Origin of the sequence: Arthrobacter sp. R-11, assembly GCF_049913155.1 — a bacterium.
In the GTDB taxonomy this organism is placed as follows: Bacteria; Actinomycetota; Actinomycetes; order Actinomycetales; family Micrococcaceae; genus Arthrobacter.
In genome coordinates, this window is sequence record NZ_CP183979.1 from 4,076,214 (window position 1) to 4,089,786 (window position 13,573).

The 13,573-nt window shown below is 65.8% G+C and carries 14 protein-coding genes and 1 rRNA gene; 2 read left to right on the top strand and 13 right to left on the bottom strand.

Translation table 11 applies throughout. The features are described from left to right. Window positions 1–57: 57 nt before the first annotated feature. The 6 genes from ACN9M4_RS18550 to ACN9M4_RS18575 form a co-directional block, all read right to left on the bottom strand. Window positions 58–1,582: ribosomal RNA gene (locus ACN9M4_RS18550) — 16S ribosomal RNA — on the bottom strand. Window positions 1,583–2,218: 636 nt separating this feature from the next. Beyond that, on the bottom strand, window positions 2,219–2,524 hold the full coding sequence (gene rpsN, locus ACN9M4_RS18555) for a 30S ribosomal protein S14 (RefSeq protein ID WP_070348674.1): 306 nt from the start codon (window positions 2,522–2,524) through the stop codon (window positions 2,219–2,221). Between the two features lie 2 nt (window positions 2,525–2,526). Beyond that, window positions 2,527–2,697, bottom strand: a complete 171-nt coding sequence (rpmG, locus tag ACN9M4_RS18560) for a 50S ribosomal protein L33 (RefSeq protein WP_070348673.1) — start codon at window positions 2,695–2,697, stop codon at window positions 2,527–2,529. Next, window positions 2,697–2,933, bottom strand: a complete 237-nt coding sequence (gene rpmB, locus ACN9M4_RS18565; protein ID WP_074591186.1) for a 50S ribosomal protein L28 — start codon at window positions 2,931–2,933, stop codon at window positions 2,697–2,699. Before rpmB ends, rpmG begins: the two co-directional genes overlap by 1 nt. A 772-nt stretch (window positions 2,934–3,705) precedes the next feature. Beyond that, window positions 3,706–4,485 carry an SGNH/GDSL hydrolase family protein gene (locus tag ACN9M4_RS18570; protein ID WP_426300511.1) on the bottom strand — a complete coding sequence of 260 codons (780 nt, stop codon included), beginning with the start codon at window positions 4,483–4,485 and terminating at the stop codon, window positions 3,706–3,708. A gap of 45 nt (window positions 4,486–4,530) precedes the next feature. Next, window positions 4,531–5,010, bottom strand: coding sequence for a MarR family winged helix-turn-helix transcriptional regulator (locus ACN9M4_RS18575; protein WP_426300513.1), 480 nt, complete (start codon window positions 5,008–5,010; stop codon window positions 4,531–4,533). A gap of 40 nt (window positions 5,011–5,050) precedes the next feature. Here ACN9M4_RS18575 and ACN9M4_RS18580 point away from each other — a divergent pair, with 40 nt between their 5' ends. Beyond that, the gene (locus tag ACN9M4_RS18580) at window positions 5,051–5,335 is read left to right on the top strand and encodes a YciI family protein (protein ID WP_426300515.1); all 285 of its coding nucleotides are present in this window, start codon (window positions 5,051–5,053) and stop codon (window positions 5,333–5,335) included. Between the two features lie 9 nt (window positions 5,336–5,344). On the opposite strand, the gene ACN9M4_RS18585 is transcribed toward ACN9M4_RS18580, so the two are convergent. The 7 genes from ACN9M4_RS18585 to ACN9M4_RS18615 all read right to left on the bottom strand — a co-directional run bounded on the left by ACN9M4_RS18585 (window position 5,345) and on the right by ACN9M4_RS18615 (window position 12,609). Beyond that, a complete protein-coding gene (locus ACN9M4_RS18585; protein WP_426300517.1) occupies window positions 5,345–6,172 on the bottom strand; it encodes an SGNH/GDSL hydrolase family protein in 828 nt (275 codons plus the stop codon). After that, window positions 6,169–6,993, bottom strand: a complete 825-nt coding sequence (locus tag ACN9M4_RS18590; protein WP_426303532.1) for an SGNH/GDSL hydrolase family protein — start codon at window positions 6,991–6,993, stop codon at window positions 6,169–6,171. The genes ACN9M4_RS18585 and ACN9M4_RS18590 overlap by 4 nt, the downstream gene beginning before the upstream one ends. A 362-nt stretch (window positions 6,994–7,355) precedes the next feature. Next, complete coding sequence (locus ACN9M4_RS18595) at window positions 7,356–8,402, bottom strand: siderophore-interacting protein (RefSeq protein ID WP_426300519.1); 1,047 nt, start codon at window positions 8,400–8,402, stop codon at window positions 7,356–7,358. Continuing rightward, a complete protein-coding gene (locus tag ACN9M4_RS18600; RefSeq protein ID WP_426300521.1) occupies window positions 8,399–9,268 on the bottom strand; it encodes an ABC transporter ATP-binding protein in 870 nt (289 codons plus the stop codon). Before ACN9M4_RS18600 ends, ACN9M4_RS18595 begins: the two co-directional genes overlap by 4 nt. Before the next feature lies 1 nt (window position 9,269). Beyond that, window positions 9,270–10,328, bottom strand: a complete 1,059-nt coding sequence (locus tag ACN9M4_RS18605; protein WP_426303534.1) for a FecCD family ABC transporter permease — start codon at window positions 10,326–10,328, stop codon at window positions 9,270–9,272. A gap of 77 nt (window positions 10,329–10,405) precedes the next feature. Further along, window positions 10,406–11,524, bottom strand: a complete 1,119-nt coding sequence (locus ACN9M4_RS18610; RefSeq protein WP_426300523.1) for a FecCD family ABC transporter permease — start codon at window positions 11,522–11,524, stop codon at window positions 10,406–10,408. 8 nt (window positions 11,525–11,532) lie between these two features. Next, a complete protein-coding gene (locus tag ACN9M4_RS18615) occupies window positions 11,533–12,609 on the bottom strand; it encodes an iron-siderophore ABC transporter substrate-binding protein (protein ID WP_426300525.1) in 1,077 nt (358 codons plus the stop codon). Window positions 12,610–13,075: 466 nt separating this feature from the next. Between ACN9M4_RS18615 and ACN9M4_RS18620 the strand changes: the two genes are divergently transcribed. Next, window positions 13,076–13,570, top strand: a complete 495-nt coding sequence (locus ACN9M4_RS18620) for an FBP domain-containing protein (protein ID WP_426300527.1) — start codon at window positions 13,076–13,078, stop codon at window positions 13,568–13,570. The last annotated feature ends 3 nt before the right edge of the window (window positions 13,571–13,573 follow it).

Sequence of the window (13,573 nt, forward strand, 5' to 3'; positions counted from 1 at the left end):
CTGACCCCCGGACGGCGACCATGCAGCCACCACCACAAAAGGGCAGTTGCTCCTTAGAAAGGAGGTGATCCAGCCGCACCTTCCGGTACGGCTACCTTGTTACGACTTAGTCCCAATCGCCGGTCCCACCTTCGACGGCTCCCTCCCACAAGGGGTTAGGCCACCGGCTTCGGGTGTTACCAACTTTCGTGACTTGACGGGCGGTGTGTACAAGGCCCGGGAACGTATTCACCGCAGCGTTGCTGATCTGCGATTACTAGCGACTCCGACTTCATGGGGTCGAGTTGCAGACCCCAATCCGAACTGAGACCGGCTTTTTGGGATTAGCTCCACCTCACAGTATCGCAACCCATTGTACCGGCCATTGTAGCATGCGTGAAGCCCAAGACATAAGGGGCATGATGATTTGACGTCGTCCCCACCTTCCTCCGAGTTGACCCCGGCAGTCTCCCATGAGTCCCCGGCATAACCCGCTGGCAACATGGAACGAGGGTTGCGCTCGTTGCGGGACTTAACCCAACATCTCACGACACGAGCTGACGACAACCATGCACCACCTGTGAACCAGCCCCGAAGGGAAGCCCTGTTTCCAGGGCGGTCCGGTCCATGTCAAGCCTTGGTAAGGTTCTTCGCGTTGCATCGAATTAATCCGCATGCTCCGCCGCTTGTGCGGGCCCCCGTCAATTCCTTTGAGTTTTAGCCTTGCGGCCGTACTCCCCAGGCGGGGCACTTAATGCGTTAGCTACGGCGCGGAAAACGTGGAATGTCCCCCACACCTAGTGCCCAACGTTTACGGCATGGACTACCAGGGTATCTAATCCTGTTCGCTCCCCATGCTTTCGCTCCTCAGCGTCAGTTAATGCCCAGAGACCTGCCTTCGCCATCGGTGTTCCTCCTGATATCTGCGCATTTCACCGCTACACCAGGAATTCCAGTCTCCCCTACATCACTCTAGTCTGCCCGTACCCACTGCAGAACCGGAGTTGAGCCCCGGTCTTTCACAGCAGACGCGACAAACCGCCTACGAGCTCTTTACGCCCAATAATTCCGGATAACGCTTGCGCCCTACGTATTACCGCGGCTGCTGGCACGTAGTTAGCCGGCGCTTCTTCTGCAGGTACCGTCACTTTCGCTTCTTCCCTACTGAAAGAGGTTTACAACCCGAAGGCCGTCATCCCTCACGCGGCGTCGCTGCATCAGGCTTGCGCCCATTGTGCAATATTCCCCACTGCTGCCTCCCGTAGGAGTCTGGGCCGTGTCTCAGTCCCAGTGTGGCCGGTCACCCTCTCAGGCCGGCTACCCGTCATCGCCTTGGTAGGCCATTACCCCACCAACAAGCTGATAGGCCGCGAGTCCATCCAAAACCACAAAAAGCTTTCCACCCCCCACCATGCGGTGAAAGGTCATATCCGGTATTAGACCCAGTTTCCCAGGCTTATCCCAGAGTCAAGGGCAGGTTACTCACGTGTTACTCACCCGTTCGCCACTAATCCCCGGTGCAAGCACCGGATCATCGTTCGACTTGCATGTGTTAAGCACGCCGCCAGCGTTCATCCTGAGCCAGGATCAAACTCTCCGTTGAAGTAAAACAAAAACAGACACAACACACCCGGGCCGGAAAAAGACCCGGACACGCTGCACAAAATTTGAAACCAGCTAAAAACCAGACCATCCACAGGGGCGGACAGCCCGGCAAATAACCAATTCATAAAAAATCGGTATCAACAAACTTGGCACACTATTGAGTTCTCAAACAACAGACACACCCGGCACCACCCAAACCAAACATTCAGGATCGCTCCGGAGCAACTTTTCAAACTTACCAGACCGGCACTCCCGCCGCAACTTCCGGATTCGGAAACCATACGGGACAAACCAGTCAGGAACTCCCGGAGCCGCACCCGGACGCGGTAAAGCGAACCAGTAATTGGCTTCCGTTTGAAAGGGAGTCTGTCGCAATTTTTCCGCTTCAGCGGCGGCGACTCAGAAAACATTACACGCCCCGGCGGCACCCGCGCAAATCAGCACGGCGCGGGTCCCGTAGCCGCAGAATCCCGTGGAAATCGGGGTCCGGGCTTCCGCCAAACCGGCAACGGGCGCCGGAATCAGCACCGTGAAGCCGCTCACATCCCAGGCAGAAGGCGCCCTGGAACGCAGAAGGGCCGGCAACCAAACGGTTGCCGGCCCTTCTCAAGGTGCTGAAATCAGCGATCCTGGATTACCAGGAAGACTTGGTGATGCCCGGGAGTTCGCCCTTGTGTGCCATGTCGCGGAAGCGGACACGGGAGATGCCGAACTTCTGGAAGGTACCGCGCGGGCGGCCATCGATCACGTCGCGGTTGCGGACGCGGATCGGGGAGGCGTTGCGGGGCAGCTTCTGCAGGCCGAGGCGTGCCTCTTCGCGTGCTTCGTCAGTCGCGTTGGGGTCAACCAGGGTCTTCTTGAGTTCGAGACGCTTGGCGGCGTAGCGCTCAACGATGACCTTGCGCTGCTCGTTGCGAGCAATCTTGGACTTCTTAGCCATGTTTAGCGCTCCTCTCGGAATTCGACGTGCTGGCGGATCTTCGGGTCGTACTTCTTCAGGACCAGGCGGTCCGGGTCGTTACGACGGTTCTTCCGAGTCACGTAGGTGTAGCCGGTGCCCGCAGTGGACTTCAGCTTGATGATCGGACGTACGTCCTTGTCCTTCTTTGCCATTAGAGCTTCACCCCACGAGCAAGGATTTCGGCGACGACTGCGTCGATGCCGCGAACGTCGATGGTCTTAATGCCCTTGGCCGACACAGTCAGCGTGACATTGCGGCGCAGGGACGGAACCCAGTAGCGCTTCTTCTGGATGTTCGGGTCGAACCGGCGCTTGTTGCGGCGGTGCGAGTGCGAAATGCTGTGTCCAAAGCCCGGCTCGGCTCCGGTCACCTGGCAGTGTGCTGCCATGTCGACTCTCCTCAAAGTTTGGAAATAACGGCCTGCAGAATTTCCTGCCTGCCGTGCGGTCAGTGACGTCCGACGCCGGTCCACTACGTTTTCGGTAGTTCCCGCAGCAGCAAGGACCGGTTGAAAACCAGTGCTGGATTGCCGCTGCGGCGAAGGAGTGGGCCCGGAAACTGGTTCCGGGATACCGGGCGGATGGAGGAACGAAGCAACTTGAGCCCCTAACTACCGGCCACCGGATCTCCCGCCGTTCCCGACAGTCACCGCCAACCGGAGCAATTGCACACGCTCCGCGCCACCTAGCGCCTAATAAGTCTAGGTGCTGCGTGAAATTAAGACCAATCCGGTGTATACGGGCCTGCCGGGGCAAGGCTATTCACGGGCCCCCGGACCCGCCCCGCAATGGCCATAAGTGACATCAAGCCCCTACACAGCAAAACGAAAGGCTCCGGCCGGCTCGATGCCGAAGGCACCTTCCCGCCCGAGCGCCCGGATAGTCCTTGACCTGTCGGGCATCGTCAGGGCCCAAGCAATCATGAAGCCGGAACCGTGCTGCTGGCGCCCGGCCTGCAGGATTGGTGCCTCAACGCCGGCGACATCCTGGTCAACAGTTCCCCGCAGCCGGGCACGCGGAACGCGGCCCGCACATCTGGGCTGCCGGGCTGGATGCCCGGGCTTCCGCTGGGTTCCGGCAAGTATCCATGGCGACGGCGGACTGCTCGCCACTCCGGGTTTCCGCACGGCCCGCTGGGCTCCGCCGCTAAACACCGTCCCGCTAGAGCCGGGTGAGTTCCGGGTACCTCGGGCTCAGCCCGTCACCGGACGAGGTGCCTTTGACCCGGCGGACCACCCACGGGACGGCATGCTCCCGCACCCACTGGGCATTGTCCCGGAGGGCAGCGACTCGGCTGGCGCGCACCGCCGTGGCGCTCCCGTCCTGTGCGATGCCGTGCTCGGCGGGTGCCAGGCGCTGGTGCTCCAGGACATCCAGCACCCGGTTCGCCATGTTGATGTGGCCGGCGGTGGACATGTGCATCCGGTCGCGGTCCCACATGCGCCAGTCGTGGTACTCGCCGAAGCGCCAGTAATCCACCAGGCTGGCCCCGTGCTTGTCCGCGAGTTCCCGGAGCAGTTCGTTGTAGATAGCGGTGCGGCCGCGCATGGTGCCGAAGACCTTCGAGCTGCGGGCGTCGAACCCGGTGAACAGCAGCACGGCGGCGCCGGTGGCGCGCAAGGCGGCCAGGCCGGCGTCGTAATCCTCCATCAGGGAATCGATGTCCACCTTGGGGCGGAAGATGTCGTTCGCTCCGGCGTACAGGGTCACCAGCGTCGGTTGGAGCGCGACGGCGGCCTCCACCTGTTCTGCCATGATCTGCCGGAGTTTCCTGCCGCGGATGGCGAGGTTCGCGTAGCCGAAGGCCTCGTTGTTGCGGCCGAGCTGTTCCGCCACGCGGTCGGCCCAGCCGCGGACGCCGTTGGGACGGGTGGGATCGGGGTCGCCGACGCCTTCCGTGAAGGAATCCCCGAGGGCGACGTAACGGTCCGAAAAATCCATGCCGACAGTCTAGTCACTGGGTGCTGGCGGCTCGGGGCCTGCGGCTCAGCGTTCGCGCAGGATCCAGTGGTCCGGCTTGAGGCGGGCGACGATCTTCTCGCCGATGCGCGCGAGGTCGGCGACGTCGTCATCGGTCATCGCGTCCATCATCAGCTCGCGGACGGATTCCACATGGCCCGGCGCGAGGCCGACGATGGTGTCCATGCCGGCGTCGGTCAGGTGCGCGACAGTGACGCGGGCGTCGCCGGGGTGCCCCGCGCGTTCCACCCAGCCGCGCTTCTGCAGCTTGGTGACCACGTGCGAAAGCCGCGACAGGGACGCGCTGGTGCGGGCGGCCAGTTCGCTCATCGGCAGGAATCGGCCCTCGGATTCGGAGAGCATCGCGAGCACGTTGTAGTCGAAGAGTGACAGCTTCCCGGCCGCCTGGAGCTTGGTGTCCAACGCCGCCGGCAGGAGGGTGTTGATGCTCAGGAGGGCCAGCCAGGCGCGGCGTTCCTCGGCATTCAGCCAGCGGGGTTCGGTCATGGAACCATCCTAGGCGGGGCCCGCTGGGTAGTCTGGTGGCATGTTCATTGTGTCGCTGACCTACAAGGTCCCGGACGAGATCGTCGACTTCCACCGCCCCGCCCACATGGCCTGGGTGAAGGAGACGTTCGACGCCGGGATCTTCCTTGCGTCCGGCCGCCGCGTTCCGGCGATCGGCGGCGTGCTGCTGTCCAGGGTCGACCGCGCCACCTTGGACGAAGCCCTGGCCCGGGACCCCTTCTATTCCAACGGTGTGGCGGACTTCGAGATCATTGAATTCTCTGTGACCTCGGCTGCCGAAGGGTACGAGAACCTGCTGGACTAGGCGCTCGGACTAGCCGCCGGGCGGAACCGGCGCCTTCGAGGTGCCCAAGCGTTCCGGGAGGACTGCGGGCATCAGGGCGGGCCAGCGAGCGCCGAGGTGGTCGCCGCTGGAGACACCGCGCAGCCGCCGCGAGAACCAGGGGGCGACGTCGCGCCTCAGCCAGGCGGCGTCGTCGGCTATTATTTCGGCGCGACTGCGCTGCTGTGGCGGGCCGAGCACGGGCGTCCGCAGGGAGTGCGCGGCGCCGAGCACCTCAAGGACCTTCACCGCCATGTATTCGTGGCCCGGGGTGGACATGTGCAAACGGTCCGGCGCCCACATCCGGCGGTCCTGGAAGTGTTCGAAACACCAGTGGTCCACCAGGAGCGTGCCGTAATCGGCTGCGATGCGCCGGATGTGTTTGTTGAAGACGGCGGTGCGCAGCTTGAGGGGTTCGAGGACCGGGGACAACGGAACGTTGTATTCGGTGAACAGCAGGACCCGCGTTCCGGTTCCGGCAATCCTGGCGACGGAGGCCTCGAAGCGGCGGATGAGCGCCCCGAGGTCCAGCCGCGCGGCAAGGAGGTCGTTGCCGCCGGCGTGGAAACTGATGAGGTTCGGTTCCATGGCGAGCGCGGTGTCCAACTGTTCGTCCAGGATGCGGTGGAGCCGGCGGCCGCGGACGGCGAGGTTGGCGTAGCGTGTGCGCGGATCGTTCCGGAAGAGTTCCTCGGCGACGCGGTCCGCCCAGCCGCGGCAGTCGTTGGGCAGGCGGAGGTCGCGGTCGCCCACGCCTTCGGTGAAGGAATCCCCGACGGCGACGAAACGCAACGGTTCTGTGTTCACGTTCAGGCTCATGCCGTTTCCTGTCCCTTTGCTTCTGTGTTCTCGAGCAGTTTGTTCTCCTGCAGTTTGCGGAGCCCGCCCTTGCGGGGGACCTTCACGGGGTCGGGCCAGCGGGGGCTGAGGGAGTCGCCCAGGGTGACCCCGCGCAGCTTGCGCCCGAACAGGGGGACCACCCAGTCGTTGATCCAGCGGCGCTGCTGGCGTTCCCATTCGCGCAGTTTCAGGCGCCGGGGAGGGTCCCAGTCCTTCGGGGAGATCTTGTGCGGCACGCCCAGCTGGTCCAGGACCCGGGCGGCCAGGTACTTGTGGCCTGCCTTGGACATGTGCAGCCGGTCCGCTGCCCACATCCGGCGGTCGTGGTAGGCGTCCATGCACCAGTAGTCCACCAGCACGGCACCGTAGTCAGCGGCCAGTTCGCGGACCCGCTGGTTATAGAGGGCATTGCGCCTCTTGAATGGTTCCAACACGGCCGAGACCTTGACGTCGTAGCCGGTGAAGAGGACCAGGGTGGCGCCGGTGGCGGCGAGCCGGGCCACGAGGTGTTCGTATTCGGCCATGAGTTGCTCCATGTCCGTGCCGAAGTCGAGGATGTCGTTCCCGCCGGCGTAGAGGGTGATGAGGCTCGGTTTCAGGGCGAGGGCGTGCTCGAGCTGTTCGTCGACGACGTGCCGGAGCCGTTTGCTGCGTACGGCCAGGTTCGCGTACTCCCAGCCCGGTTCTGCCTTGGCCAGCTTCTCGGCCACCCGGTCAGCCCACCCCCGCACCCCATTGGGAAGGTGCTTGTTCTTATCCCCCACCCCCTCGGTGAAGGAATCCCCGAGAGCAACAAACAGCCGCCGCCCATCAGAAGAAACAAAACCACCCACGCCCCGACCCTACCCACCCCAATCAACCGCAAGGGAACAGCGAGCTTAACGGACGGAGACGGGCATGACAGGAAAGGCGAGCGGGCCGAAAAGGCGGCAAGACAATAAGGGCGGAAAGGTGACAAGACGACAAGCCGTGACCGGTGCTTTGCAGGGAGCGCATCGCCGACCAGAGTCGAAGAAGGCCGCCCGCGGCCGAATGAGACGCCGGGAGGTGTCTAAGCGACTGCAAAGTAGCGGTCGCGGCCAAAGCCGCCGCGGCGAAAGGCAGCCGACCGCCGTCGGGCGCGGCCAAAGCCGCAACGGGGCGCGCAAGCGCAGGGAACGGACTAAAGCTCCGCTTTCCCCTTGCGCCAGTACCCCATAAAAGCCACCTGCTTCCTATCTATCCCGACATCCCGCACCAGGTACCGGCGCATTTCCTTGATGACGCCGGCTTCACCCGCGATCCAGGCGTAGAAGGGCAGGGCGCCGGCGGGCAGGCCAGGGTTGCGGGTGGCCTTGATGGAGGCGGTGTCCATGCGCTGCGGGGTTTCCCAGAGGATGTCCTGGTCCACGTTGACGTCTTCCGGTTCCGGGCCGGCGGCCGCTTCGGAGGCGATGCCCACCCAGCCGGGCACGGGGACGGCTTTCCGGACGGCGTCCTGCAGGAGCTCGCCGTGCGGACGGGAGCGGCCGATCGGGGCGCCGCGCGCCAGCCAGGTGATTTCGACGTCGGCCGCTGTCTGGAGGTCCTGGAAGTCGCCGGCTTCGGGGACCTCGAGGAAGGCGTGGCCGCTGACCCCGGCAGGCAGGCTCTCGAGGATGGCGCTGATTGCGGGGACGGATGTTTCGTCTCCGGCGAGGAGGACGCGTTGGGCGAGGCCGGGCCGCCATTCGATGCCCGAGTAGATTTCGGCGGTGACGCAGTGGGCGGCGCGGTTGTTGGGGCCGATGATGGTCAGCGAGTCACCGGGCTTGGCGTTGAGGGCCCAGTTGGCTGCGGGGCCGCCGTTGCCGTCGGCGTCGAAATGCATCACGAAGTCGACGTCGATCTCCGGATACACGGCGTCGAGCCGTTCGCTGCGGACGGTGTAGGTGCGCATGGCGCCACGCACGGCCCCGTCCATGGCGAGCCATTCCTGGTACCAGCCGGCGTTGCCCATCTCGAAGGCGGGCAGCGGGATGGTGCGGCCGTCGGCGTCGAGCGAGGGGATCAGCAGCTTGATGCGCAGGTCCAGGGTGTTGCCGGAGACGCCGAAATCGCGCAGGCAGTAGCCGCCGAAGGTGACCCGGCGGAAGTTCGGGCCGATCTCCTGGACGGCGGTGACGGTGACGTCGAAGGCCAGGACCATGGGCTCTGTGACGTAGCTGGCCATGCGGGTTTCCGTGCTCATGAGGCGATCTCCAGTGCGGGTTCGGGGGCCACTGCGGTTTTCGTGGTTTGTGCGGCGTGGGGGGCCGGGTAATGGTGGCGGCCGATCGGCACGATCAGCGGGGTTCCGGAGACGGGGTCCGGGACCACGCGGGATTCGAGGCCGAACACGGTGCGGACGAGCTCTTCGGTGATGACCTCGGTGCCGGAGCCTTCGGCCACCACGGCGCCGTCCTTCATGGCGATGACGTGGTCCGCGTAGCGTGCGGCGAGATTGAGGTCGTGGAGCACGATCGCCACGGTGGTGCCGCGGCGGCGGTTGAGGTCCGTGACGAGGTCCAGGACTTCCACCTGGTGGGCGAGGTCGAGGTAGGTGGTGGGCTCGTCCAGCAGCAGGACCTCGGTTTCCTGGGCCAGGGCCATGGCGATCCAGACCCTCTGGCGTTGCCCGCCGGAGAGTTCGTCCACGTTGCGGTCCGCCAGCTCCGTGGTGGCGGTGGCTTCAAGGGCGTGGCGAACGGCGAGGTCGTGCGGCGAGGAATCGCCGTGGCTCCAGTTGCGGAAGAAGCCCTGGTGCGGGTACCGGCCGCGGCCCACGAGATCGCGCACGGTGATGCCGTCCGGGGCCGTGGGGTGCTGCGGCAGGAGGCCGAGCGTCCTGGCCAGTTCCTTCGCCGGGCGGCTGTGGATGTCCTTCCCGTCCAGGGTCACCGTGCCTGCGGCGGGCTTCAGCGAGCGGGAGAGGCCCCTGAGCAGGGTGGATTTGCCGCAGCCGTTGGCGCCCACGATCATGGTCACCTTGCCTTCGGGGATCTCCGTGTGGAGCCCGTCGATGACCCGGCGCTGCTCGTACTGCAGCGTCAGGTCCCGGGCACTGAGACGGGCCATATCAGGAGTCCTTTCGATTGGCGGTGGCCAGGAGCCAGAGCAGGAAGGGGGCGCCGAGGGCGCCGGTGACGACGCCGACGGGCAGCACCGTGCCGTCCAGCAACAGGGGCGCCAGGTTGTAGGCGAAGTAGTCGGCTGCCAGGACGATCACCGCACCGGTGAGGGCCGACGCCGGGAGGCTGGGTTTCCCGGTGAAGCGGCGGGCGATAGGCCCGGCAAGGAAAGCGACGAAGGAGACCGGGCCAGCTGCCGCCGTCGCGACCGCCACGAGCGCGACGGCCGTGAGCACCAGGCCGAGCCGCACGGCACCGACCCTGATGCCGAGGCCGGCGGCGGTGTCGTCGCCGAGTTCGAGCATGCGCAGAGGCTTGGCGAGGCCGGCCGTCAGCGGCAGCAGGAGGCACAGCGCCAGCAGCAGCACGCCGATCCGTTCCCAGGTGGCCGGGTTGAGGGAGCCGTTCAGCCAGATGAGGGCTTCGGCGGCGGTGCGGATGTCGGCGCGGGTCATGAGGAAGTTCACCAGGGCGCCGAGCGCGGCGGCGATGCCGACGCCGGCGAGGACCAGCCGGTTGCCGGCGGCGTTCCCGGTGCGCCCTGCGGCGCCGCGCGCGCTTCCGCCGCGCGAGATCAGGTAGATGAGGAGGGCGACGGCGAGGGCGCCCAGCAGCGCCGCGGCCGACACCGTGGCTCCGGTGGCTCCGAAGACGACGATCGCCAGGACGGCCGCGGCGCTGGCGCCGTTGCTGATGCCGATGACGTCCGGGCTGGCGAGGGGGTTGCGGAGCATGGTCTGGAACAGCGCGCCGGACAGCCCAAAGGCGACGCCGATCAGCAGGCCCATGATGGCCCGCGGCAGCTTGTTCTCCATGACGATGAAGCTGGCTCCGGGGATCTTCTCGCCGCCCGTGAGCTGGGCCGAGACGATGGTGAAGAAGTCGGGGACCGTGACCGTGTAGCTGCCCAGCAGGATGCTTGCCACGAGCAGGAGCACGACGGCTACGCCCAGGAACCAGCTCCGGTTGAAGGGGTGCTTCGGCTTCTTTTCTGCGCGAACGTACAGTTGAGCCCCCTTTTTCGCGGCATTAAGGGCGCCAACTGTACGTTCGCGCCCAAGGGTGTCGCGCTCGACAACAGGGCTCACAGCGAGGCTCCCTTGCCGCGACGGACGAGCCACACGAACACCGGGGCTCCGAGGATCGCCGTCATGATGCCGGCCGGGACCTCGCCGGGCAGGAGCACCACGCGGCCCACGACGTCGGAGGCGAGGAGCAGGGCCGGGGCCAGAACCAGGGAGAAGGGCAGGATCCAGCGGTAGTCCGGACCCGTGAAGAAGCGCACGGCATGCGGGATGACCAGGCCCAGGAAGGCAATGGGGCCCTCGAGGGCCGTGGCCGATCCGCACAGCAGCACCACGCCGAGCGCCACAATGCCACGGGACAAGCCCACCCGCTGGCCGAGCCCGCGCGCAATGTCGTCGCCGAGGGCCAGGCCGTTGAGGATCCGGCCGCTGGCCAGCACAATGAGTGCGCCGGCGGCCAGGAACGGCAGGCCGGGCAGGATCACGGACCAGTCGCGCCCGGCCACGCCGCCCACCTGCCAGAAGCGGAAACGGTCCAGGGTGTCCTGGCTGGAGACGAGTACCACGTTCATCAGCGAATAGAGCCCGGCGCTCAGGGCCGCGCCCGCCAGGGCGAGCTTGACCGGCGTCGCGCCATCCCGGCCCATCGAGGCGAGCAGGTAGACGACGGCGGCAGCCGCCGCGGCGCCGAGGAACGCGAACCAGATGTAGCCGCTGAGCCCGGTGATCCCGAAGAGGTAGATGCCGCCGACGACGGCGAGCGCAGCTCCCGCGTTGACGCCCATGATGCCGGGGTCGGCCAAGGGGTTGCGGGCCACGCCCTGCATCGCGGCGCCGGCCAGGCCCAGGGCGCCGCCGGCCAGCAGGCCGAGCACGGTGCGCGGAATACGGGCGTGCACCACGGCGTGGTTGCCGTCGCCGGGGTTGAAATGGACCAGTGCGTCCCAGACGGTTTCGAGCGGGATGGCGCGGGCGCCCACCGCGAGGGAGGCGCCGCAGGTCAAGGCAAGCACGACGACGGCGGCCAGCAGCCAGGCGGGCTGCTTGCCTTTCCGGGCGCGAACCTCCGCGCCGGTTTTTGCGCGAACGTACAGTTGGGGCCCTGTTTTGGCGCTTATTGGGGCCTCAACTGTACGTTCGCGCTCCACGGAGGAGGCCGTTGTCGTGCTTGCCGTCATGGTGGTGCCTACTTCGCGGCGGCGTCAGCGCCGGCGGCGAGCTGCGGCAGGAACTTTTCCAGGGCCCACGGCAGGCTCAGGGGCGAGGACGCGGAGATGGCCAGGGTGAGGGTGTTGTCCGAATCGGCAACCAGGGCGCCCTTCTTCACGGCCGGGATCTGGCCCAGCAGCGGGTCCTTGACGATCTGCTCCTTGGTTTTGGCGTCCGGCACCCAGGTCACGAAAACATCCGAGGCCAGCTCGTTGGCCTTCTCGGCGGACCAGGCGGTGAAGAACTCCTTGGAGCCCTTGGACTTCTCCTCCACAACCGGGGCCGCCTTCATGCCGATCTCGCTAAGGAAGCGCGGGCGGTTGTCGGAGGCGAGGTACACGTTCACGCCGTCGCCCTTGGCCGGCTCCAGGTTGCCGTAGATGAAGGTCTTGCCGGCGATCTGCGGGTACTTGGCGGCCTCAGCCTTGATGGCGGACTCGGTGTCGGCCACGAGCTTCCCGGCCTCGGCGGTCTTGCCAAGGGCCTTGCCGATGATGGTGGTGGCTTCCTGCCACGGGGTGCCGTAGGCCAGTTCGGGCTGGGCCACCACCGGGGCGATCTCGGAAAGTTTCTTGTAGTCCGCCGCTTCGAGGCCGGAGTAGGCGGCCAGGATGACATCCGGGTTCAGCTTGGCGATTTCGGTGAAATTGACGCCGTCGGCCTCGGAGAACTGGACCGGGGCCTTGTCGCTGCCGAAGGAGGCACCGAGCTTATCGAGGGCGGCGTCCTTCCACGGGGTGGAGCCCTTGCTGTTGTTGCCCCATTCATTCTTCGGGACGCCAACCGGAACGACGCCGAGTGCCAGGGCGATGTCGTCGTTGACCCAGGAGATGGTGACGACGCGCCTGGGTTGTTCCTTGATGGTGGTCTCGCCGAAGACGTTCTTGATGGTCACCGGGAACTGTGCGCTGTCGGCCGCGGCCGACGCGTTCTGGTTGCCGCTGCTGGCCGGGCCGGTGGAGCAGGCAGTGAGGGAAAGCGCGACGGCGGCCAGCGCGGCCGTTGCGCTTCCTGCGGTCTTGAGCAGCGCACGGCGCGGGAGGAGGGAAGCCATGTAAATCCTTAGGTAAGCGGTGCAAACCCAAGTAAGGCTAGCCTATCCTTCCGTCCATTACGAAACACTTGCGTCACCTAATTCCCGCAAGGCCGACGGGGCCGGTTTCCTGCACGGCCGCGTGGACAGAAACCCGCGGCTTTTGGCAGGATGGCAAGACCGGCCATTCGCCGGAAACGCATCGGAAGAGATGACAGGAACGAGGGAATGAGCATGCGCGCTGCATCAGCGAGCGCTGCCGTGGTGAGCGGGGTGGCCGTTCTGGCCTGCTGTGCGCTTCCCTTCACGTCTGCCACCCCACAGGAGCACCCGGGACTCTGATCCCGGCATCGTCCTTTCCCGACGATTCCTGTTTCGTTTCGGCCCGCGGGTAAATCCCGGTCGTCGCGGGGCCGCAGCCGGGCTGGCGGACGCCCGCGCCATTCACCCCTCGCGGGGTTCCCATCCGATGCGAAAGTACATCATCATGCAGAAAATCACTGCCCAGCAGATCCGCGCGTCCTTCATCAACGCGAGCCGTTCCGAGGCCGCCAAGCTCACCCTTCCCCGGGACTTCGAGACCCTCGACTGGGAAAACCTCGAGTTCCTGGGCTGGCGCGACCCGAAAATGCCCCTTCGCGGCTACCTGGTGATGCCCGGCAACGCGAAGCTCACCGGCATCATGCTCCGTGCGCCCGAAGGCGGCGCCGGCAAGAACCGGGCCGTCCTGTGCGAACTGTGCCGGGACGTCTTCTCCAAGGAGGAGGTCTATCTCTGGGTTGCCAAGCGCGCCGGCCAGTCCGGCCGCGACGGGAACACCCTCGGAACGCTGATCTGTGCGGACTTCCTGTGCTGCACCAACGTGCGCAAGGAACCCCCGGTGAGCGAAATCAACCCGGACCCGGCCGCCGTCGTACTCCGCCAGATCGCGGGACTACAGGAACGGACGTCCCGTTTCCTGGCCCGTGTCCGCGGGACCTAAGCC

Excerpts from the sequence above, each read along its gene's own strand:
- rpsN (WP_070348674.1), bottom strand. The coding sequence starts at position 2,524 with ATGGCTAAGAAGTCCAAGATTGCTCGCAACGAGCAGCGCAAGGTCATC.
- rpmG (WP_070348673.1), bottom strand. The coding sequence starts at position 2,697 with ATGGCAAAGAAGGACAAGGACGTACGTCCGATCATCAAGCTGAAGTCC.
- rpmB (WP_074591186.1), bottom strand. The coding sequence starts at position 2,933 with ATGGCAGCACACTGCCAGGTGACCGGAGCCGAGCCGGGCTTTGGACAC.
- ACN9M4_RS18570 (WP_426300511.1), bottom strand. The coding sequence starts at position 4,485 with ATGGATTTTTCGGACCGTTACGTCGCCCTCGGGGATTCCTTCACGGAA.
- ACN9M4_RS18575 (WP_426300513.1), bottom strand. The coding sequence starts at position 5,010 with ATGACCGAACCCCGCTGGCTGAATGCCGAGGAACGCCGCGCCTGGCTG.
- ACN9M4_RS18580 (WP_426300515.1), top strand. The coding sequence starts at position 5,051 with ATGTTCATTGTGTCGCTGACCTACAAGGTCCCGGACGAGATCGTCGAC.
- ACN9M4_RS18585 (WP_426300517.1), bottom strand. The coding sequence starts at position 6,172 with ATGAGCCTGAACGTGAACACAGAACCGTTGCGTTTCGTCGCCGTCGGG.
- ACN9M4_RS18595 (WP_426300519.1), bottom strand. The coding sequence starts at position 8,402 with ATGAGCACGGAAACCCGCATGGCCAGCTACGTCACAGAGCCCATGGTC.
- ACN9M4_RS18600 (WP_426300521.1), bottom strand. The coding sequence starts at position 9,268 with ATGGCCCGTCTCAGTGCCCGGGACCTGACGCTGCAGTACGAGCAGCGC.
- ACN9M4_RS18610 (WP_426300523.1), bottom strand. The coding sequence starts at position 11,524 with ATGACGGCAAGCACGACAACGGCCTCCTCCGTGGAGCGCGAACGTACA.
- ACN9M4_RS18615 (WP_426300525.1), bottom strand. The coding sequence starts at position 12,609 with ATGGCTTCCCTCCTCCCGCGCCGTGCGCTGCTCAAGACCGCAGGAAGC.
- ACN9M4_RS18620 (WP_426300527.1), top strand. The coding sequence starts at position 13,076 with ATGCAGAAAATCACTGCCCAGCAGATCCGCGCGTCCTTCATCAACGCG.